Below are 20,907 nucleotides of genomic sequence, written 5' to 3'. Positions count from 1 at the left end.
CAAACAGTGAAGCTGACAATCCTATCATCGGCCGAAGCCTAAGGACCCGATATGCGCCGGCCAATCATCGAAACGACCAAACCGCCCACATATCTCTTCAGATATCTCGCAATGTCAAAGAGCGTGGAGACAAAATCAACTGGAGGCGCCTCATTCTTTGGGGCGCGACCTGCCAACCGTGTATCCAAATTTTTGTTTGCTTTCAGTTGCTTGCGCTTCCGTCTGCATCCCGTCGCGGTGTGTTCCGCTTCGGTGAGGGGGTATTTACGGATCGGCGCCGGGGTCCGCAAGAGGGTTTTGGCAAAAAACTTCCATTTTTTGTGACGGCCCGTTCCCGGCCCTTATTTTATTGGCGTTGCGCAGCACATCATTTTGCAGCTGCAGCAGACGAAACAGACGAGGGGAAGAATGTTTCGCAAATCACCCGATTCAACGAAACATTCTGCGCAACCTTACCCTGCGTCAGCCCACAAAACCCCGAGTCGCCCCCGGAATCGCAGGACCAATCGCACCCCCAGCAACCCGGCCAACACCGCGGCCCAGATCCAGCCCTCGGAGGAGATCACCTTCATCTGCATCAGATAATGCAGGACGCCCAGGCTCACCGCGGGATAGACCAGCCAGTGCAGCCGTCGCCAGTTGCGCCCAAGCCTGCGCACCGAAGCGGTGTTCGAGGTCAGCGCCAGCGGCACCAGCAGCGCAAAGCCGGTGATCCCCAGCAGCAGATAGGGCCGCTTGACCAGATCCGCCGCTGCCTGCGCCCACAAGAACCCCATGTCCAGCACCACCCAGGCCAGCAGATGAGCCGCGACATAGCCAAAGCCCAGCAACCCCACCGCGCGGCGATAGCGCAGCAGGTTCAACCCGGTGATGCGGCGCAGCGGCGTGATCGCCAGCCCGCCCACCAGAAACCACAGCGCGACCTTGCCCAGACGGTGTTCAATCCCCTTGACCGGATCGACGCCGATCCCGCCCGACAGCGTCAGCCAGACGATCCACGCCAAGGGCAACAGACCCAGCAGATAAACCGCCCCCGGGGGCACGCGGCGCAGCGCGCCGTTCAACGATACCCCCGGCATCAGTAGTTCTTCGCCAGATCCATCCCGGCATAAAGCCCGGCGACCTGATAGGCATATCCGTTGAACATCAGCGTGGGCTCGCGCGCGGCAAACAACCCGCCGCCGATCTTGCGTTCGCTGGCCTGGGACCAGCGCGGATGATCCACCTCGGGGTTCACATTGGCGTAGAACCCGTATTCGCGCGGCTGCAACGCTTTCCAGGTGGTGCGTGGCTCGGCCTCGGTCAGGGTGATCTTCACGATGCTCTTGATCGACTTGAAGCCGTATTTCCACGGCACGACCAGCCGGATCGGCGCGCCGTTCTGATTGGGCAGCGCCTCGCCATAAAGCCCGGTGGCCAGGATTGTCAGGGGGTTCATCGCCTCGTCCAGCCGCAGCCCCTCGACATAGGGCCAGTCGATGCCGCCCGCGCGCTGGCCGGGCATTTCCCCGGGGCGGTGCAGGGTTTCGAAGGCCACATATTTCGCGCCGGGCTGCACGCCCGCCCGGTCCAGCAGGCTGGCCAGCGTGAAGCCGATCCAGGGAATGACCATTGACCAGGCCTCGACACAGCGGAAGCGATAGATCCGCTCTTCCAGCGTGGCATTGCGCAGGATGTCATCCAGACCATAGCTGCCGGGGCGTTCGACCAGACCGCCGATCTCGACCGACCACGGATCGGTAGTCATCTGGCCTGCGTATTTCGCGGGATCAGACTTGTCCCAGCCGAATTCGTAGAAATTGTTGTAAGAGGTAATCTCTTTCAGCGTGTTGGGCGTCGCATCGGTGGAATAGGCCGAGGGCACCGCGGCGATCCGGGCCGCAGCAGGCAGCGCCCCCAGCCCCAGCGCCGCGCCCGCACCCGCAATCAGCGCACGCCGGTTGATCCAGTCGGCCCGGGGCGTCACATCGGCCCAGTTCAGGTTCTTGGTCTTGCGCATGGCTGTCTCCATCTGTTGCACTGACTATAAGAAGCAATACGGAACGGGCGGGCCAGAATGCACAAAGGTCGCGACATTGTTACCCCTTGAACCGCAGGCCGCTTTGTCGCCAGAGTGCAGCAGGCATGGCGCGGTGCGCCATGGGAGGGAAAGGGAGACCCATGAAACAGTTTATCACCGCAGGCCTCGCGGCTGGCGCTCTGGCCTTCGGCAGTTCCGTCTGGGCGGGTGACGCCCATACCTGGGAAGTCGAGGACAATTTCGAGAATGTCGGCTTTGCCATCGAGAACGCCATCATCGGCGCCGGGCTGGTGATCGACAGCACCAGCCACACGGGCGAAATGCTGGAACGCACGCGCCCGGCCACCGGCTCGGACAAGGTGATCTTCACGCAGGCAGACATCTATTCCTTCTGCTCGGCCACGGTGTCGCGCGCGGTGATGGAAATCAACCCGGCCAATGTGCAGTTCTGCCCGTATAACGTCTTTCTGTATGAAACCCCGGATCGCCCCGGCATCATCACCGTGGGCTTCCGCGACTATCCCGAGGGCGAGATGGATCAGGTCGAGGAGTTGCTGGGCGGGATCATCGCCGATGCGCTGATGCTCGAGGAATGAACAGCGGGCCCGGTATCGGGCCCTTCGCTTCAATCCGGGTCATGCGCGCGATGCGCTTGCAGCTGGGCCATGCGCACATGGCGCAAGGCCTCGACCAGCATCGCGGTCAACAGGCCGATGTTCAGCAGACCGTTCGCCGCCGCCATCCCGCCCAGGATACGCCATTCATGGGTCAGCAGGATGTCGCCGTAGCCAAGCGTGGTGAAAGAGACGAGCGCGAAATAGACAGCCGCCTCCATGGTGATGAATATGCCCAGGGCGCGAAAACAAAACGCCCAGAGCCAGACCCCGACGGTGACCATCGCGAGCGCCCAGAGCGCCGTGACCAGCACCACCAGCATCAGCTTGGGCCGGTGCGGTTCGCGCAGCAGCCAGAAATGCGCCCGCGCAAAGGCCCATTCCATCGCCCATGCGCCAAAGCCGGCAATGATGACCGTGGTCACCATCATCACCGATCCGATGAAGATCTGTAGAAACATCCGCTCTCTCCCCCTGATCGCGGGTAACGTGGGCTGGCCGTTTCGGTCAAGATCCATGCTGTCGCACTGGACAGACGGTCCCCCCTGCCCTATCTCGGGGCGACCATGAACAAGAAGTCCGACCCGAATTCCAAGCTGATCGCCGAAAACCGGCAGGCGCGTTACCATTACGCCATCCAGAGCGATCTGGAGGCGGGCATCGTGCTGACCGGGTCCGAGGTGAAATCGCTGCGCACCGGCCAGTCGAATATCGCCGAAAGCTATGCCAGCGTCGAAGACGGCGAGCTGTGGCTGATCAACGCCTATATCGCGCCCTACATGCAGGCGGGCGTCTTCGGCCACGAAGAACGGCGTCGGCGCAAGTTGCTGGTCTCGAAAAAGGAACTCAGCCGGCTGTGGCAGGCGATCGGGCGCGAGGGCATGACCATCGTGCCGCTGTCGATGTATTTCAACGACCGTGGCCGCGTGAAGATCAAGCTAGGCGTCGCCAAGGGCAAGAAGCTGGCCGACAAACGCGAGACCGAAGCCAAGCGTGACTGGAACCGGCAGAAACAACGTCTGCTGAAACAGAGCCATTAAGCCCCTGCGGCAGCCCCCACAGCCCCATTTCGCACCTATCCGCCCTTGCCTCACCCGCCCGGTTACGGCTAAGCACAAAAGGATAAACGGAGGCGTGCGATGGCCATGGATGATCCCAAAACCCTTGTTTCCACCGACTGGCTGGAAGCCCACCTCAAAGATCCCGATCTGCGGATTCTGGATGGCTCGTGGTTTCTGCCCACGATGAACCGGGATGCCCGTGCGGGCTATGACGCGGCGCATATCCCCGGCGCGCGGTTCTTCGACATCGACGAAATCGCCGACTCGCGTTCGGAACTGCCGCATATGGCGCCCCCGGTCGAGAAATTCGTCAGCCGCATGCGCGCGATGGGCGTGGGCGACGGCCATCAGGTCGTGGTCTATGACCAGATGGGCGTGTTTTCCGCGCCGCGCGTGTGGTGGACCTTCCGCCTGATGGGCAAGATGGATATCGCCGTGCTGGATGGCGGGCTGCCGAAATGGATCGCCGAAGGGCGCGAGACCGAAGACCTGCCGCCGATGGTGCGCGACCGCCACATCACCGTGCAGCGTCAGGCCGGGCTGGTGAAGGACGTGACCCAGGTCGCGCATGCCTCGAAGCTGCGCGACCACGAGATCATCGACGCCCGCGCGCACGGCCGTTTCATCGGCGTCGATCCCGAGCCGCGCCCCGGCCTGCGTCAGGGCCACATTCCGGGATCGAAGAACGTGCCCTGGATGGACCTGCTGACCCCGGAAAACACGATGAAATCGCCCGACGAACTGCGTGCGCTGTTCACCGCGGCGGGCGTCGATCTGACCAAGCCTGCGATCTGCACCTGCGGTTCGGGCGTGAACGCCGCGATGCTGACGCTGGCGCTCGAAATCATCGGCCACCGCGACCACGCGCTTTATGATGGCGCCTGGGCCGAATGGGGCATGTTCAACGACCTTCGCGTCGCAACCGGAGAAGCATGATGTTCAATTCCCTCAAAGCCCAGGCGCCCGACAAGATTCTGGCGCTGATGGGCCAGTTCAAGGCCGATCCGCGGGATAACAAGGTCGACCTGGGCGTGGGCGTCTACAAGGACGCCGAGGGCCACACCCCGGTGATGCGCGCGATCAAGGCGGCCGAGAAAAAGCTGTGGGAAACCGAGACGACCAAGACCTACACCGCGCTGGCGGGCGAACCCGCCTTCCACGCGGCGATGGCGGAAATGGTTCTGGGCGCGGGTTATCCGGCCGATCGGCTGTCGGCGCTGGCCACCGTGGGCGGCACCGGCGCCTGCCGTCAGGGGTTTGAACTGGCGCGGCTGGCCAACCCGGATTGCACGATCTGGGTGTCGGACCCGACCTGGCCGAACCACCTGTCGATCCTGGCCTTTATGAAACAGGCCACGAAACCCTACCGCTATTTCGACAATGCCGCGCGCGCGGTCGATTTCGATGCGATGATGGCCGATCTGGACGGCGTTCAGGCCGGTGACGTGGTGCTGTTGCACGGCTGCTGCCACAACCCGACCGGCGCCAACCTGACGCTGGAGCAATGGGCCGCCGTGGCCGACCTGCTGGAGGCGAAAGCCGCGATCCCGATGATCGACCTGGCCTATCAGGGCTTTGGCGACGGGCTGGAAGAAGACGCCGCCGGCACCCGCCTGATCGCAAGCCGCCTGCCCGAGGTGATGATCGCGGCCTCCTGCTCGAAAAACTTCGGCATCTACCGCGAACGCACCGGCTGTCTGATGGTTCTGTCCGATGCCGCCAACAAGGATGTGACGCAAGGCACGCTGGCCTATCTGAACCGGCAGAACTATTCCTTCGCACCCGACCACGGCTCGCGTCTGGTGACGATGGTGCTGACCGATCCGGCGCTGCGCGCGGACTGGATGGCCGAGCTGGAAGAGGTGCGCAAAGGCATGCTGGGCCTGCGCGAGCAACTGGCCGCCGAGCTGCGCCAGCTGTCGAATTCGGATCGGTTCGATTTCATCGCACAGCATCGCGGCATGTTCTCGCGGCTGGGCGCCACGCCCGAGGCGGTGGAAAAGATGCGGGTCGACAACGCGATCTACATGGTCGGCGACTCGCGGCTGAACATCGCCGGGCTGAACGCGAAAACCGTGCCGCTGCTGGCGCGGGCGATCATCGACGCGGGCGTCTGAGCCCGCCCCCTGCAGGATGAAAAGACGGGCGCCCATCGGGCGCCCGTTTGCCTTACTGGTGCCGCAGCGCCTCGATCGGATCGAGCCGCGCCGCGGACCGCGCCGGAAAATAGCCGAAGATCACCCCGACCACCGCCGAGAACACGAAGGCCAGCAGCACCACCGACGCATTGGGCGCAAAGGGGATGACCATGATCCGCGCGGCGACATAGGCCAACCCAAGCCCGGTCAGAATGCCGATCACCCCGCCGATCACCGACAGCACCACCGCTTCGACCAGAAACTGCATCAGCACCTGCCCCGCCTGCGCCCCCACCGCCAGACGAATGCCGATTTCGCGCGTCCGTTCGGTGACCGAAACCAGCATGATATTCATGATGCCGATCCCGCCGACCAGCAGGCTGACCGCGGCCACCGAGGACAGCAGCCCCGTCAGCACCGAGTTGACCGAATTCAGCATCGAGGCGATTTCCTTCATGTCGGTCACGGAAAAATCGTCTTCCTCGCCAATCTCGATCCGGCGGCGTTCGCGCATCAGCGTCTCGATTTCCGAAATCCCGCGATCGGTGGACACGCCCGAGGCAAGCTGCATCGAAACCGAGGCCACGTCCTGATCGCCGATCAGGCGCCGCTGCACGGTGCGCACCGGCATGATGATGATATCGTCCTGATCCTGCCCGAAAGACCCCGCGCCCTTCGCGGTCAGCAGGCCGATCACCTCGCACGAGATCGCCTTGATGCGGATCGTTTCGCCGGTGGGATCGGTCGCGCCGAACAGGGCGGTGCGCACGGTTTCCCCGATGATGCAGACATTCGCACCGGATTTGTCCTCGAGCGTGGTGAACCCGCGCCCGCGGGCGATCTCCCACCCGCCGATTTCCAGATAATCCGAGGTCGTGCCGGTGATCGAGGTCGAGCGGTTCGTATTACCATAGACCGCGGTTTCCGAGGCGCTGACCACCGGCGCCACCGCGGACAGGACCGTCAGTTCCCGCAGCGCCTCGACATCAGCCAGTTTGAACGCCGGCGCGGTGTCGCGCGTGCCCGGCCCCATCATCCGCGCCCCCGAGCGCAGCACCAGCACATTGGTGCCCAGGCTCTCGACATTGGACGACACCTGCTCGGACGAGCCCTGCCCCACGGTCACCATCGCGATCACCGCAGCCACGCCGATCACCACGCCCAGCACCGTAAGGAACGAGCGCAGCGCGTTGCGGATGATGGCCGTGAAGGCCAGACGAACGGTTTCCCACAGCATCAGGCAGCCCCCTCGGTAACAGGTTCGTCGCGCACCACGCGGCCATCGGTAAACACGACAAGACGGCTGGCGAAGGCGGCCATATCCTCTTCGTGTGTGACCATCACGATGGTCAGCCCCTCTTCACGGTTCAGCCGCCGCAACAACTCCATGATCTCGCGCGAACGCGTGGTATCGAGGTTCCCGGTCGGCTCGTCCGCCAGCATCACCATCGGCTCGCCCGCCAGCGCGCGCGCGATCGCCACACGCTGCTGCTGCCCACCCGAAAGTTGCGAGGGGTGGTGGTGTTCGCGCCCCTCCAGACCCACGCGGTTCAGCGCCTCGCGCGCGCGCACTTCGCGCTCGGCCCGGGGCTGCCCCTTGTAGATCAGCGGCAGTTCGACATTTTCCAGCGCCGTCGTCCGCGCCAGCAGGTTGAAGCCCTGAAACACGAACCCAAGGTAGTTGCGCCGCAACAGCGCACGCTGATCCTGATCGAGTGTCGCCACCTCGACCCCGTTGAACAGGTAATGCCCGCCCGAGGGCCGGTCGAGGCACCCGATGATATTCATCGCGGTCGACTTGCCGGACCCCGAGGGCCCCATGATCGCCACGAATTCGCCCTCGCGGATAATCAGATCGACCCCGTCGAGCGCGCGCACCATCGCCTCGCCCTCGCCGTAGGTTCGGGTGATCCCGCGCAATTCAATGAGTGGCGCGGTCATCACTGCGCCTCGCGCTGATCGGTAATCACCAGATCGCCCACAGCCAGATCGCCCGCCGTGATGATCGTGTGTTTTCCGTCGCTTTCGCCCGGCGTCACCTCGATCTCTGTCGGCACACCATCTTTCAGCACCCAGACGGTTTTGGCCGAAGCCTTGGCCGTCGATCCATTGCCGGGGCGTCCCGGCATGATCAGCCCTACCAGACCGCCCGCCCCCGAACTGGTATCTTCGGTCACTTGCGGCGGCGCATAGCGCAGCGCGGCATTGGGCACCTGCACGGCATCGTCCACCTTGGCCACGGTGATTGTCGCGGTCGCGGTCATCCCCGGGCGCAACAGCTTGGTGTCGTTGTTCACCGCCAGAACCGCCTTGTAGGTCACCACATCGTCGGTTTCCTCGGGCGCATAACGCACCTGGGTGATCGTCGCCGGGAAGCTTTGACCCGAATAGGCATCGACCGTGAAGGTGGCGGTGTTGCCGGTCGCCACCTGACCGATGTCGGCCTCGTCGATGTCGACCTGCAATTCCATCCGGGTCAGGTCTTCGGCCAGCGTGAACAGCGTCGGCGCCGACAACGAGGCCGCCACGATCTGCCCGGCCGAATAGGCACGGTCCAGAACGACGCCCTTGATCGGCGAACGGATCACCGATTTGTCCAGATCGGCCTGCTCCAGTTCCAGATTGGCCTCTGCCAGCGTCAGCGCGGCCTTGGCGGCATCGACGGCGGCCTGCGCGCGTTCGTGATTGGCGGTATAGGTGACGAAATCGGTATGCGTCACCACCCCGCGCCGGTCGAGTTCCTTCTGCGCCTCGTAAATCGCTTCGGCCTCGCGCGCGCTGGCCTCGGCCTGGACCAGTTGCGCTTTCGCCGCGGCCAGCGAGGCCGTTGCATTGGCCACCTGCGCCTTGAATTTCGTATCGTCGAGCCGTGCCAGAACCTGCCCGATCTCGACCTCATCGTTATAATCGACCTCGACCGTGGCCAGCGTGCCTGACAGTTCGGAAGAAACCTCGACTTCGGTCGTCGGCTGAACGGTGCCGGTCGCGGTGACGGTCACCGTCAGGGTGCCCTGCGTCACGGCCTCGGTCGTATAGGTGACACCCGTCGCACTTTGCGTGCGCCCCAGCCAGAGCCACCCGCCCAGAACCAGCAGCACCACGACAGCCGGCACAATCCAACGCCACCCCCCATGTTTCTGTTTGGCGGCGGAAATGGCTTTGGCGATCTCTTCGCTGGATTGCTTGGGCATAATGATCCTCGGTTCGCACACATCCCCACAGGGATAATGCATTTATACGCGAGGCGCGCCAGTTTCCGACGCCAGAGCGCAAGCTTCTTGCAAAAGCCGACGCCCCCGGCGAAACCGGGGGCGCGCAGGGATCAGCGGGCCGCCTTGGCCGCGCGGCGGGTTTCGGGCGAAACCGCACCTTCCAGCCCGGTCGAGCCATACAGCCATTCGACCGCATCATACCAATCGGCGGCGGTCTTGCCCTGCATCACCGCATTGCGCAGGGCCGCATGCGCCCCCGCCGGGTGATAGACATGCTGGCCGATTTCACGCGATTGCAGCTGCACCCGCGCGGTGCGCAACCGGCGCAGCGCTTGATAATTCTGCAGCGCAGTTTCCAGATCGGCCGTGCGCTCCAGCTCGGCGGCCAAGGCCACGGCATCCTCCATCGCCATGCAGGCGCCTTGCGCGAAATATTGCAGCATCGGATGCGCCGCATCGCCCAGCAGCGCCACGCGCCCATCGACCCAGTTTTCCACAGGGTCACGATCGCACAGCACCCAGCGTTTCCAGTTCTGGCCACGGTCGATGATTTCACGCGCAACCGGGTTGACGTGCTGGAAGCCGATCTTCACCTCGTCATGGGTCACCGGCACGCCCGCCTCGGGGCTGGGCGCATCGTTGTGATAGGTCACCACCAAGTTGAACAGCTTCCAGCCCTTCAGCGGATAATGCACGATATGGCATTTCGGCCCGGCCCAAAGGGTGGCGGCGTTCCAGCGCAGATCCTCGGGCATGTCTTTGGTCGGGATGACCGAGCGATAGGTCGTATGCCCCGACACACGCGGCGCGCCATCGCCCACCAGACGCTTGCGGATGTTCGACCACAGACCATCGGCGCCGATCAGCGCGCGCCCCGTGACGCGTTCGCCCGAAGCCAGGGTGACGGTGACGCTGCTGCCGTCCTGGTCGTAATCGGCCACCTCGGCGCTGGTGCGCAGATCGACCAGCGGGTGATCCATGCAGGCCTTCAGAAAGACGCCATGCAGATCGCCGCGATGGATCACGGCATAGGGGTTGCCGAACCGGGTACGGAACCCTTCGTCCAGCGGAATGCGGGTAATTTCCGACCCCGACATCGCATCCATCAGACGCAGGCTGTCGATATAAACCGCCATGTCGCGCGCCTGATCGCCGACGCCCAGATAGTCGAAGGCATGAAACGCGTTGGGGCCCAGCTGGATACCGGCGCCGATCTCGCCCAGCTCGGGCGCGCGTTCCAGCACCAGCGAGGCCACGCCTTTCTGCGCAAGGCCAATCGCCGTGGCAAGGCCGCCGATACCGCCACCGGCAATAAGAATGGGAAGTTCAGTCATGCAAAGCTCCTCTGTTCGGCCGCGTGCCTCCCGCACGGGCCAGTGTGTCAGATCAGGGTGAAAGGGCGCGCGGCGTCAGAAGGGCCGCACCATCCAGGGCAGGAAAACCACCAGCAAAATCACAAGGAAAGTCGCGACGATATAGGGCGCGACCAGTTTGGACAGCCGCAGGATCGACACGTTCGACAGCGCCGCCGCGATATAAAGCCCGGTGCCCACCGGCGGCGTCAGCAGCCCCAGCACCAGCGTCAGCGCCATCACCACGCCAAACTGGATCGGGTCGATGCCATATTGCCCGGTGGCGACCGGCAGCAAGATCGGCGTCAGGATGATCAGCGCGGCGATCCCGTCCAGGAACATCCCCACCACCGTCAGCGCGGCCACGATCAGCAGCATGAAGATGATCGGATCATCGGTCAGCGACACGATGAAGGCGGCCGCCGCCTGCGGGATCTGGTTATAGGTTAGCACCCAGCCAAAGATCTTGGCCGCCATGATAAGAAACAGGACCACCGCCGAATTGGTCACCGTGCGGTCGATGATCTTGGGCAGGCTGCGCCAGGGCAATTCGCGAAACACCACGCCGCCGAACAAAAGCGCCACGATGATCGCCACGGCGGCACTTTCGGTGGGGGTGAAGATGCCAAAGGAAATGCCGCCCACAATCACCAGCGGAATCGCCATCGTGGCCAGCCCCGGCACCGTCGCGCGCCATTTCGAGCCCTGCGGCAGCGGTGCGCCCTTGTGGCCGGGGTCACGATTACGCCCGGCCTGAAACAGCGCCAGCCCCAGGATCAGCACGAACAGCACCATCCCCGGCACGATCCCCGCGGTGAACATGTCGGCGATCGACACCTGCGCGATCACGCCGAAGATGATGAAAATCATCGAGGGCGGAATGATCGGCCCCAGCAGCCCCGCCGAGGCCGTAAGACCCGCCGCATAGCCGCGGTCATAGCCGTCACGCTCCATCTCGGGCACGACGACACGGCTCATCACCGCCATCTGCGCCGTGGCCGACCCCATGATCGCCGCCAGCGCCAGGTTGGAAATCAGGTTCACGATTACCAGGTTATGCGGCACCCGCGTCAGCCAGACCCGCACCGCGATGATGATGCGCTTGGTCAATCCGCTTTCGTTCATAATCTCGCCCAGCAGAACGAACAGCGGGATCGCCAGCAGATCGAAGTTTTCCACCGACCCGAAGGCGATCTGCGGAATCGCGCTCAGAATCGCGGCGCGATCGGCCAGAAACACGAAGACCAGCGTCGCCCCGATCAGCACGAAAGCAATCGGCATGCCGGTCAGCATCAGGACCAGAAAGGACAGGCCGGTCATGCGTGATCCCTCCATTCGGTAATGCCCGTGGCCAGATGGCCCAGCACATGCACCAGCGACGTCAGGCAGAAGATCGGGAAGATGGTGAAGAACGGCGCCTTGGCCCAGCCGGTGGTGATGATCTGCTCGAACGCGACCGCGGGCGAACGCACCCAGGCGATTCCTGCTTTCAGCAGCATCCCCAGCATCACGGCAATCAACGCCCAGACCACCACACTCAACCCACGGCGGAGCTGCCCGGGCAGGGCCTCGGACAGCAGCGTGACGCCGATCTGCGCACGGTCGTGGATCGAGATGGAAATCGCCACCAGCGCCAGCCAGACCAGCAAGATCGCCGCCAGTTCCTCGGCAAAGACCATGGGGCGACCCAGTGCATACCGCATGGCGACGTTGGTCACGATCAGCCCCACGAAGCCCAGCACCAGAAGCCTGCTGGCCCAGCGTTCAAGCCGGACCAGCGCCCCCGAAAGGGTTGGCAGGAAGCTCACTTTTGTTGCTCCGCCACTTGCGCCTGAAATTGCGCGATCAGGGCATTGCCGGCGAAACTGTCGGCCACCGCGGCATTCGCATCGGCAAAGGCCGTGGCGCCGTCAGTCATCACCTCGACGGTCATTTCCGCCTGCAGGCTGGCAAGGTTGGCAGCCTCTGCCTCGACCTGCTGGGCCGAACCCCAGGCCAGCGCCTCATCCACGACGGCCTGGAACGCGGTCTGTTCCTCTGGCGTCAGGCCATTCCACGTCATGTCCGACACCATCATCACCGACGGGAAGGCCATGTGGTTGGTGATCGTCAGCCCTTTCGCAACTTCCTGAAATTTCAGACCAACCAGTGCATCAAGGTCTATGTCGATGCCATCCAGCAACCCGGTCTGCAGCGCCTGATAGACTTCGGTCAGGTTGACCGGCGTCGGGACCGCGCCCACGGCGCCCCACCAGACCTTCATCGCCGGGAACGGCACGATGCGGATCTTCTTGTTCGCCAGATCGGCGGTGGTCATCGCCGGCGCGTCCTTCATCAGGATGTGGCGCATGCCGGCGAAGGTATAACCCATGCCATGCAGACCGGCGGCGTCCAGTTCAGCCAGCATGTCCTGCGCGGCGGACGTATTGGCGGCGGCGATGGCGGCGGACACGTCCTTGAACAGATAGGGCGTGAACCAACCCTGCATCGAGGGCGCGCGCAGGCTGGTGATCGCGGCGGTCATCAGGCCGCTGTCCAGCAGGCCGGTCGAAAGCTGCTGGAACATTTCCTGCTCTGATCCCAGCTGACCGGCCGGAAACACCGCCAGCGTCAGGCTGCCGCCGGTCGCCTCGGGCAGTTTTTCGGCGATGCGGTTGGCGACCTTGGTCCAGACGTGGCTGGGCGGGGTGATCACCCCCATCCGCAATTCGCGCGCTTCGGCGGCGATGGCGGCGGCGGTCATCACTGCCGCCAGGGTCAGGCGGCGGCCAAGTTGTGCAATTGTCATGATTTTTCCTCCCTGAAACATGACGTCCTCCCTGAAAATTCGTTACGCCTCCCAGTCGGGTTGGCGTTTCGGATGGGCCTGCGCAAAGGCGGGCACGGCCTCGCAGGCCTCGGCAATCGCGCGGATGCGGGGCATGGCCGACAGATCGGCGCCGAAGCGGGCGGCAGAAAACACCTGCGGCACAAGGCAGATATCGGCCAAGCCGGGGCTGTCCCCAAAACAGAAGGTGCTGGGGGCACGCGCAGCCAGCAGCGCCTCGCAGGCGGCCAGACCTTCGGTGATCCAGCGCTGGCACCAGGCGTCGAGCACGGCCTGATCGGCACCGAATTCGGCCTTCAGGTAATCCAGCACGCGCAGGTTCTGCAGCGGGTGGATGTCACAGGCGATGACCTGCGCGAAGGCGCGCACCTGCGCGCGCAAATCGGCATCCTCGGGCAGCAGGCGCGGCCCGGGGTGCGTTTCATCCAGCCATTCGATGATCGCCAGCGATTGCGTCAGCCGCAGATCGCCGCTTTCCAGTGTAGGCACCAGCGCCTGCGGGTTCAGCGCGCGGTAGGCGGGGGTCTTTTGCTGACCCCCGTCTTTGCGCAGATGGACCGAGGTGAAGTCATACGCCACCCCCTTCAGGCCAAAGGCGATCCGGCAGCGATAGGCGGATGAGCTGCGGAAATACCCGTGAAAACGGATCATTCAGCCGCCCCGATCGCCAGGCGGACCGGCGCCAGCCCGTCGATCGCCCCTTCGATTACGTCACCCGCGACCACGGCCCCCACACCCGCGGGCGTGCCGGTATAGATCAGATCGCCCGGCGCCAGATGATACAGCCCCGACAGGTGGCTGACGAGTTCGGCAACCGACCAGACCAGATCGGCCAGATGCGCATCTTGCTTGACCACACCATTCACGCTCAGTGAAATGCGCTGCGGGCCGATTTCGGCCATGTCGGCGGCCTTGGTGATCGGTGCGATCACGGCGGACCGTTCGACATCCTTGCCGGTATCCCACGGGCGCTGCTTCGCCCGCGCCGCCAGTTGCAGATCGCGGCGCGTCATGTCGAGCCCGGCGGCATAGCCGTAGATCGCGGCTTTCGCCTCGGCCAGATCGGCCTTGAACACCGGCTTGCCGATGGCGATCACCAGTTCCATTTCGTAATGGTAGTTTTCGGTCCCCGGCGGATAGGGCTGCGTCGCGCCCGTGGGTTCGATCGTCGAGGGGGACTTGGTGAAGTAGAACGGGGCCTCGCGGTCGACTTCGACACCCATTTCCTTGGCGTGCTCGGCATAGTTGCGGCCAACGCAGAAGATCCGGTTGACCGGATAGAGGGCGGTTTCGCCCTGCACCGGCACGGTTTTCACCTGATTGGCGGGAAACAGTAGATCACTCACCGTTTGCGTTCCTCATAATAGCCCAGCTTTTCCTGCATCGGGCGGTCGTGGATGCGGATCAGGAAGCTTTCTTCCTCCGCGACATGATCAATGGCAGCAAAGACGGGGGCCGAGAACGTGTCTTTTGCGCGCCAGCTCACCTCGGCGCCGTTGATCGTGCTGCGGCCCTTGCCGCGGATGACATGGAACACCGCCGAGGCCGAGGTCAGATCGGGCGACAGCTTTTCACCCTTGCGCAACATGATCGCGGTGAAGCCCATGATCGGAAGGATGTCACCGCCGGTTTCGGGGTTCACATAGTCCATCTCGACCGGGGCATCGCCCGCCCATTTCGCCATTTCACGCAGGGCCTGTTCGGTGCGCGCCCAGGGAAAACGCATCATCGGATAGCGGCGGGTCTGCGCGCCCAGTTTGCGCGCGGGGGCCAGACCGGCGGACAGATATTCGACCTGGCTTGCATCGGGGCGGTTGCGTTGCGCCTGCAGCGGCGCTTCTTCGGCGTAGGAGCCTTCCATGGTATACAGAACCGGCAGGTCCAGCGCATCCAGCCAGATCACCGGCTCGGTCCCTTCGTGGCCATGGTCATGCCATTCACCCGCAGGCGTCAGCACCAGATCGCCCTCTTCCATCGGCAGCTTTTCACCATCGACAACGGTGAACCCGCCTTTGCCCTCGACGATGATCCGCACGGCCGAGGCCGTGTGACGATGCGCCGGCGCGGTTTCGCCCGGCAACAGAAGTTGCATCCCGATGTAGATAGAGGCGGTGGCCTGCATCGCCCCCGTGCCACGGCCGGGATCGGACAGCACCAGAACACGGCGCTCGGCCTTCTCGACGGGGGTCAGTTCGCCTGCACGCAACAGCAGGGGGCGCAGCGCCTCAAACGCCCAGTGGCCCGGCTGCGTCACCGGATGCGGCGCGCCATGGGGCAACACATTGCGCATCATCGGCCAGAGCGGCGCGACACCGGCAGCGGTCATATCGGCACGGTAGTCCAGCGGCAGCTCCTCGAGCGTGCCCAAAACCTCGGACATTGCTTCCTCCCTTCAGCAAAGTTCGATTTCAAACATGTATTAGGTAGTATGCTTATTAACTTATATCCGTCAACAAATACGTTGCATGCGTATGGAAAGCATGCTTGCCATATTTCAACATGCTCTGTTATCTATCTGTAAAACTTGGGGAAAGGCGGCTCTGATGGTTTCCGTTCACCGCATGCCGGGTCACATCATCCGGCGCCTGCATCAGATTTCCACCGCGATCTTCACAGAGCGGATGGCCCGGATCGGCGAAGAGATCACGCCGGTGCAATTCGCCTCGCTGGCCGCGATTCGCGCCCATCCCGGGGTCGATCAGGCAACGCTTGCCGGGCTGGTCGCCTATGACCGGGTGACGATTGGCGGGGTGGTCGACCGGCTGGTGGCGAAAAAACTGGTGGAACGCGCCGTCAGCCCGAAGGACCGGCGCGCCCGGGTGTTGACCCTGACCCCCGAGGCCGAGGCCCTGATGCAGACACTTGAACCGAAAGTCGAAGCATTTCAGACGGATATTCTGGTCGGCCTGACCCAAAGCGAACGCGAAACGCTGATCGCGCTGATGTCCAAGGTGGTCGAGGCCGGCAATGCCCTGAGCCGGGCGCCGCAAAGCGGAGATGACGCCTGAGGGTTTCGCAATCGCTCAAATTAAGGGCGAAACGACTTCGATATGTGCATTTGTGCGGGGTCCTGTCGCCCGCTATGGCCCACGCGACAGGCTCGACTTGTCAAGCCGCGTGCCCGCGCGCAGGCCGATGGAAACAGAGGCCAGCATGACCCGACCGCTTTCCATCGTTGTTGTCGAAAAAGATCGCGAACGCGCCCTGATGATCGTTGACGGTCTGCGCGAAGCAGGGGCGCATGACGTTGTGGTTATCGGCGACGAAACCGGGCTGGCGCGCCGGATTGCCGAACGCAATCCCGATCTGGTGCTGATCGACCTAGCGTCGCCATCCCGCGATGTGCTGGAGGAACTGACGCTGGCGACGTCACCGATGGATCGGCCCGTCGCGATGTTCGTCGACCGCACCGATGGCGGCATGACTCAGGCCGCCATCGAGGCGGGGGTGTCAGCCTATGTCGTCGACGGGCTGCGCCCCGAGCGGATCAAGCCGATCCTCGATGCGGCGATCGCGCGGTTCCAGATGGTGCAGAAGATGCGCGCCGAACTGGCCGCAACCCGACGCGCGCTGGAAGAACGCAAGGTCATCGACCGCGCCAAGGGCCTGCTGATGCGGGCGCGCAATATCGACGAGGACGCCGCCTATGCGCTGCTGCGCAAGACGGCCATGGCGCAGGGCAAGAAACTGGCCGATGTGGCGCAGGCGCTGGTGACCGCCGCGGAGTTGCTGAAATGAACGGTCGGTCCTTGCGCCTGGGCTATATTCCGCTGGTCGATGCGGCGCCGCTGTTCATCGCAGATACGCTGGGCTTTGCCGAACAGGAAGGGCTGCATCTTAGCCTGCACCCCGCGCCGTCATGGTCCGCGCTGCGCGATATGCTGGCAATGGGCGCGGTCGAGGCGGCGCAGATGCTGGCGCCTGTGCCGGTGGCCGGCGCGCTGGGGCTGGGTGGCAACCCCGCGCAATTCGACGCGCTGCAACTGCTCAATGCCAATGGCGATGTGATCGGCGTCTCGCAACCGCTGGCCGAGAAGATGCGCGCCGCCGGGTTCGGTTTTGACTTCGCCGACGCGTATCGCGCCGGGCAGGCCCTGCTGGCGGCTGCGGGCGGGCGGCTGCGGATCGGCGTGCCCTTCCCGTTCTCGATGCATGCCGAGCTGGTGCATTACTGGCTGGAAAACCTGGGCCAGCCGCTGCCCGAAACCCTGGAGATCCGCACGGTGCCACCGCCGCTGATGGCCGCCGCACTGAAGGCCGACGAGATCGACGCCTTCGCCGTGGGCGAACCCTGGGGCTCGCACTCGGTCGAGCAGGGCGTGGGTACATTGCTGTTGCCGGGCACGGCGATCTGGGCTTTCGCACCGGAAAAGGTGCTGGCGGTGCGCCGGGGCTGGGCCGATGACAACCCCGATCTCGCCGGTCGGCTGATGCGGGCGATCTGGCGTGCCTGCCGCTGGCTTGGCGCGCCCGAGAACCGCTTTCTGGTGTCCGACATCCTGTCCGGCCCTGACCGGCTGCCGATTTCAGCCGAGATCATCGACCGCGCGCTGTCAGGACGCATGATCATCTCGCAACGCGGCGAAGAACGTGACGTGCCCGGCCTGATCGAGTTTTTCTCGGGGGCGGCAACCTTTCCCTGGCGGTCGCAGGCGGCCTGGATCGGCGCCCATCTGGCGCTGCGCAACGGGCTCGATCCGGTGCAGGCGGCACAGGCGGCAGGCCAGGTTTTCCGCGCCGACCTGTATCGGCTGCATCTGCGCAATGCCGGGGCGGATTTGCCCGGCGCCTCCGAGAAACTGGAAGGCGCCCTGCATGCCCCGACGGCTGTCGCCTCCGAACGTGGCCGCATGATTCTCCCTGCAGACGAATTTTTCGACCGCCGGATTTTTGACCCCGCCGCAGTGCAGCGATGAAAAACCGGGCAGAAAAATGCTGCACCTGCGAAAATTCCGCCGCAGCACCCAACTTGCCGCCACCGACCGATTGACGCGAGGCTGAACGCCGCGCATTTCTGAATTCAAGCGCAAGGGGCAACGATGTCTCACAGCGCGGAACCCCCGATGATGGGGGCCCCGAACAAAGCCGTTCGATCCGTTACTGCATCCTCCCGCAGTGACCGATTGAGCGGCTTTTTTCATTTTCAGCCCCCGCAAAGGGCACATCAGGGACAGGGACGATATGAAACGGATTGCTGCGCTTCTCGCCACCACGGCCTTTCTGGCCACCCCGGCACTGGCGTTTGACGTCGAGAAAGACGAACTGACGCTGGGCTTCATCAAGCTGACGGACATGGCGCCGCTGGCGATTGCCAAGGAAAAGCACTTCTTCGAAGACGAAGGGCTGTATGTCACGCTGGAAGCGCAGTCGAACTGGAAGGTTCTGCTGGACCGGGTGATCGCGGGCGAGCTGGACGGCGCGCATATGCTGGCCGGTCAGCCGATCGCCGCGACCATCGGTTACGGCACCAAGGGCCATGTCATCACCCCCTTCTCGATGGACCTGAACGGCAACGGCATCACCGTGTCGAACGAGGTCTGGGAAATGATGAAGCCCAATCTGGAAACCGACGCCGACGGCAAGATCAAGCACCCGATCAGCGCCGCCGCCCTGAAGCCGGTGATCGAGAAGTTCAAGGCCGAGGGCAAGCCGTTCAACATGGGCATGGTGTTCCCGGTCTCGACCCACAACTACGAACTGCGCTACTGGCTGGCCGCGGGCGGCATCAACCCGGGCCTTTACAGCCCCGATGACGTGTCGGGCCAGATCGGCGCCGATGCGCTGCTGTCGGTGACCCCGCCGCCGCAGATGCCCGCCACCCTGGAGGCCGGCACGATCTACGGCTATTGCGTGGGCGAGCCGTGGAACCAGGCCGCCGTGTTCAAGGGTATCGGTGTGCCGGTCGTGACCGACTACGAGATCTGGAAGAACAACCCCGAGAAAGTCTTTGGCATCACCGAGGCCTTCGCCGAGGAAAACCCGAACACCACGCTGGCGCTGACCCGCGCGCTGATCCGTGCCGCGCAATGGCTGGATGCAGACAACAACGCCAACCGCGCCGAAGCAGTCGAGATCCTGTCGCGCCCCGAATATGTCGGTGCCGATGCGGCGGTGATCGCCAACTCGATGACCGGCACGTTCGAATATGAAGCCGGTGACAAGCGCGACGTGCCCGATTTCAACGTGTTCTTCCGCTATAACGCGACCTTCCCCTACTACTCGGATGCGGTGTGGTATCTGACCCAGATGCGCCGTTGGGGCCAGATCGCCGAAGCGCATGACGATGCCTGGTATGATGAAACCGCGAAATCGGTCTACAAGCCCGAGATCTATAAAGCCGCCGCGCAATCGCTGATCGACGACGGCACGATCCCGGCCTCGGAGTTCGATTTCGACGAAGATGGCTATCGCGCGCCGACGCCTGCGGCCGACATCATCGACGGCGTGGCCTACGACGGCAAAACCCCCAACGCCTATCTCGACAGCCTGACCATTGGCCTGAAGGGCGACGAAACCGTCGGCCAGTGATCGACCCGGGGCGCCGGATCGGCGCCCCACCCCAGCAAATGACCAGCCAGGATAGAAAAATGACCGCAATTGACCCCACTGCCACCAGCGCCGCCCAGGCCAAGGCGCGCGACGACCGCCGGGCCAAACGGTTTGCCCGCATCGCCAAGCTTGACGGCTGGTTCAAGGTACTCGGCCTGCCCTGGCTGACCCCGATCCTGCGCCTCGTCGCTGGCGACACCCCGCGCGCGCAGCTCAAATCCATCTGGCAGCTGCTGGGCGTGCCGGTTCTGGCCATCGTCGCCTTCCTGGCCGCCTGGGGTGCGCTGGCGCCGATGGTGCAAACCTCGCTCGGCGCGATTCCCGGTCCGGCGCAGGTCTGGGAACAGGTCGGCGTGCTGCATCAGGACGCGCTGGCCGAAAAGCAGAAAGAGGCCGAATTCTACGCCCGTCAGGACGACCGCAACGCGCAGCTGATCGCCGAGGGCAAGGCCGACAAGGTGAAAACTCGCGCCTATACCGGCAAGCCGACCTATTATCAGCAGATCTGGACCTCGATCAAAACCGTGTTCTTCGGCTTCCTCGTGGGCACTGCCGTGGCCGTGCCGCTGGGCATCGTGTCGGGCCTGTCGCCCACCGCCAATGCCGCGATCAACCCGCTGGTGCAGGTGTTCAAGCCGGTCTCGCCGCTGGCCTGGCTGCCGATCGTGACGATGATCGTTTCGGCCGCCTATGCCACGGGCGACGGGATGTTTTCGAAATCCTTCCTGATCTCGGCCATCACGGTCACGCTGTGCTCGCTGTGGCCGACGCTGATCAACACCGCGCTTGGCGTGGCCTCGATCGACAAGGATCTGGTCAACGTCTCGAAGGTGCTGAAGCTCGGGCCGTGGAAAAAGATCACCCGCCTCGTGCTGCCCTCGGCGCTGCCGCTGATCTTCACCGGGCTGCGTCTGAGCCTCGGCGTGGGCTGGATGGTGCTGATCGCCGCCGAGATGCTGGCGCAGAACCCGGGCCTTGGCAAATTCGTCTGGGATGAGTTCCAGAACGGTTCCAGCCAATCGCTGGCGCGGATCATGGTGGCGGTGTTCACCATCGGCATCATCGGCTTCCTGCTGGATCGGGTGATGTTCGCGCTGCAGTCGCTGTTCACCTTCTCGAACAACCGGTGATCGC

At 63.9% G+C, this 20,907-nt stretch carries 22 protein-coding genes; 9 read left to right on the top strand and 13 right to left on the bottom strand.

What is annotated here, in order from left to right; all coding sequences use genetic code 11:
* Positions 1 to 452: 452 nt before the first annotated feature.
* Both msrQ and msrP read right to left on the bottom strand, forming a co-directional pair.
* Positions 453 to 1,079, bottom strand: coding sequence for a protein-methionine-sulfoxide reductase heme-binding subunit MsrQ (gene msrQ, locus P2G62_RS10940; RefSeq protein ID WP_275734936.1), 627 nt, complete (start codon positions 1,077 to 1,079; stop codon positions 453 to 455).
* Positions 1,079 to 1,999 (bottom strand): protein-methionine-sulfoxide reductase catalytic subunit MsrP, encoded by a 921-nt coding sequence (gene msrP / locus P2G62_RS10935; protein WP_275734935.1) that lies wholly within the window; start codon positions 1,997 to 1,999, stop codon positions 1,079 to 1,081. The genes msrQ and msrP overlap by 1 nt, the downstream gene beginning before the upstream one ends.
* Before the next feature lie 161 nt (positions 2,000 to 2,160).
* Between msrP and P2G62_RS10930 the strand changes: the two genes are divergently transcribed.
* On the top strand, positions 2,161 to 2,616 hold the full coding sequence (locus P2G62_RS10930) for a DUF302 domain-containing protein (protein WP_275734934.1): 456 nt from the start codon (positions 2,161 to 2,163) through the stop codon (positions 2,614 to 2,616).
* 29 nt (positions 2,617 to 2,645) lie between these two features.
* On the opposite strand, the gene P2G62_RS10925 is transcribed toward P2G62_RS10930, so the two are convergent.
* Complete coding sequence (locus tag P2G62_RS10925; RefSeq protein ID WP_275734933.1) at positions 2,646 to 3,095, bottom strand: ion channel; 450 nt, start codon at positions 3,093 to 3,095, stop codon at positions 2,646 to 2,648.
* A gap of 105 nt (positions 3,096 to 3,200) precedes the next feature.
* On the opposite strand from P2G62_RS10925, the gene smpB reads away from it, so the two are divergent.
* The 3 genes from smpB (at position 3,201) to P2G62_RS10910 (ending at position 5,812) form a co-directional block, all read left to right on the top strand.
* Positions 3,201 to 3,674: an SsrA-binding protein SmpB gene (smpB, locus tag P2G62_RS10920; protein ID WP_275734932.1), complete on the top strand. Its 474-nt coding sequence runs from the start codon at positions 3,201 to 3,203 to the stop codon at positions 3,672 to 3,674.
* A gap of 99 nt (positions 3,675 to 3,773) precedes the next feature.
* Complete coding sequence (gene sseA / locus P2G62_RS10915) at positions 3,774 to 4,631, top strand: 3-mercaptopyruvate sulfurtransferase (RefSeq protein ID WP_275734931.1); 858 nt, start codon at positions 3,774 to 3,776, stop codon at positions 4,629 to 4,631.
* Positions 4,631 to 5,812 (top strand): amino acid aminotransferase, encoded by a 1,182-nt coding sequence (locus tag P2G62_RS10910; RefSeq protein WP_275734930.1) that lies wholly within the window; start codon positions 4,631 to 4,633, stop codon positions 5,810 to 5,812. The genes sseA and P2G62_RS10910 overlap by 1 nt, the downstream gene beginning before the upstream one ends.
* Positions 5,813 to 5,864: 52 nt before the next feature.
* Here P2G62_RS10910 and P2G62_RS10905 read toward each other — a convergent pair whose 3' ends face one another.
* The 10 genes from P2G62_RS10905 to P2G62_RS10860 all read right to left on the bottom strand — a co-directional run bounded on the left by P2G62_RS10905 (position 5,865) and on the right by P2G62_RS10860 (position 15,604).
* Positions 5,865 to 7,070, bottom strand: a complete 1,206-nt coding sequence (locus P2G62_RS10905) for an ABC transporter permease (protein WP_275734929.1) — start codon at positions 7,068 to 7,070, stop codon at positions 5,865 to 5,867.
* Entirely contained in the window at positions 7,070 to 7,777 is a 708-nt protein-coding gene (locus P2G62_RS10900; protein ID WP_275734928.1) for an ABC transporter ATP-binding protein, read from the bottom strand. The genes P2G62_RS10905 and P2G62_RS10900 overlap by 1 nt, the downstream gene beginning before the upstream one ends.
* Positions 7,774 to 9,024 (bottom strand): efflux RND transporter periplasmic adaptor subunit, encoded by a 1,251-nt coding sequence (locus P2G62_RS10895; protein WP_275734927.1) that lies wholly within the window; start codon positions 9,022 to 9,024, stop codon positions 7,774 to 7,776. Before P2G62_RS10895 ends, P2G62_RS10900 begins: the two co-directional genes overlap by 4 nt.
* Before the next feature lie 131 nt (positions 9,025 to 9,155).
* Positions 9,156 to 10,379 carry a 3-hydroxybenzoate 6-monooxygenase gene (locus P2G62_RS10890; protein ID WP_275734926.1) on the bottom strand — a complete coding sequence of 408 codons (1,224 nt, stop codon included), beginning with the start codon at positions 10,377 to 10,379 and terminating at the stop codon, positions 9,156 to 9,158.
* Positions 10,380 to 10,454: 75 nt separating this feature from the next.
* Positions 10,455 to 11,717 (bottom strand): TRAP transporter large permease, encoded by a 1,263-nt coding sequence (locus P2G62_RS10885; protein ID WP_275734925.1) that lies wholly within the window; start codon positions 11,715 to 11,717, stop codon positions 10,455 to 10,457.
* A complete protein-coding gene (locus tag P2G62_RS10880) occupies positions 11,714 to 12,205 on the bottom strand; it encodes a TRAP transporter small permease subunit (protein WP_275734924.1) in 492 nt (163 codons plus the stop codon). Before P2G62_RS10880 ends, P2G62_RS10885 begins: the two co-directional genes overlap by 4 nt.
* A complete protein-coding gene (locus tag P2G62_RS10875) occupies positions 12,202 to 13,185 on the bottom strand; it encodes a TRAP transporter substrate-binding protein (RefSeq protein WP_275734923.1) in 984 nt (327 codons plus the stop codon). Before P2G62_RS10875 ends, P2G62_RS10880 begins: the two co-directional genes overlap by 4 nt.
* Before the next feature lie 42 nt (positions 13,186 to 13,227).
* Positions 13,228 to 13,875 carry a maleylacetoacetate isomerase gene (gene maiA / locus P2G62_RS10870; protein ID WP_275734922.1) on the bottom strand — a complete coding sequence of 216 codons (648 nt, stop codon included), beginning with the start codon at positions 13,873 to 13,875 and terminating at the stop codon, positions 13,228 to 13,230.
* The gene (locus tag P2G62_RS10865; protein ID WP_275734921.1) at positions 13,872 to 14,570 is read right to left on the bottom strand and encodes a fumarylacetoacetate hydrolase family protein; all 699 of its coding nucleotides are present in this window, start codon (positions 14,568 to 14,570) and stop codon (positions 13,872 to 13,874) included. Before P2G62_RS10865 ends, maiA begins: the two co-directional genes overlap by 4 nt.
* Positions 14,567 to 15,604, bottom strand: a complete 1,038-nt coding sequence (locus P2G62_RS10860) for a cupin domain-containing protein (protein WP_275734920.1) — start codon at positions 15,602 to 15,604, stop codon at positions 14,567 to 14,569. Before P2G62_RS10860 ends, P2G62_RS10865 begins: the two co-directional genes overlap by 4 nt.
* 163 nt (positions 15,605 to 15,767) lie before the next feature.
* Here P2G62_RS10860 and P2G62_RS10855 point away from each other — a divergent pair, with 163 nt between their 5' ends.
* The 5 genes from P2G62_RS10855 to P2G62_RS10835 all read left to right on the top strand — a co-directional run bounded on the left by P2G62_RS10855 (position 15,768) and on the right by P2G62_RS10835 (position 20,903).
* Entirely contained in the window at positions 15,768 to 16,232 is a 465-nt protein-coding gene (locus tag P2G62_RS10855; RefSeq protein ID WP_275734919.1) for a MarR family winged helix-turn-helix transcriptional regulator, read from the top strand.
* A 145-nt stretch (positions 16,233 to 16,377) separates the two neighbouring features.
* Positions 16,378 to 16,962: an ANTAR domain-containing protein gene (locus tag P2G62_RS10850; protein WP_275734918.1), complete on the top strand. Its 585-nt coding sequence runs from the start codon at positions 16,378 to 16,380 to the stop codon at positions 16,960 to 16,962.
* Complete coding sequence (locus P2G62_RS10845; RefSeq protein ID WP_275734917.1) at positions 16,959 to 18,140, top strand: CmpA/NrtA family ABC transporter substrate-binding protein; 1,182 nt, start codon at positions 16,959 to 16,961, stop codon at positions 18,138 to 18,140. Before P2G62_RS10850 ends, P2G62_RS10845 begins: the two co-directional genes overlap by 4 nt.
* A gap of 265 nt (positions 18,141 to 18,405) precedes the next feature.
* A complete protein-coding gene (locus P2G62_RS10840; protein ID WP_275734916.1) occupies positions 18,406 to 19,752 on the top strand; it encodes a CmpA/NrtA family ABC transporter substrate-binding protein in 1,347 nt (448 codons plus the stop codon).
* Between the two features lie 59 nt (positions 19,753 to 19,811).
* Entirely contained in the window at positions 19,812 to 20,903 is a 1,092-nt protein-coding gene (locus tag P2G62_RS10835) for an ABC transporter permease (RefSeq protein ID WP_275734915.1), read from the top strand.
* Positions 20,904 to 20,907 lie beyond the last annotated feature (4 nt).

The sequence above is a fragment of the Paenirhodobacter sp. CAU 1674 genome, assembly GCF_029222945.1.
Taxonomy (GTDB): Bacteria; Pseudomonadota; Alphaproteobacteria; order Rhodobacterales; family Rhodobacteraceae; genus Rhodobacter.
Note: the sequence above shows the minus strand (reverse complement) of the source record. Positions and strands in the feature narration are given on the sequence as shown.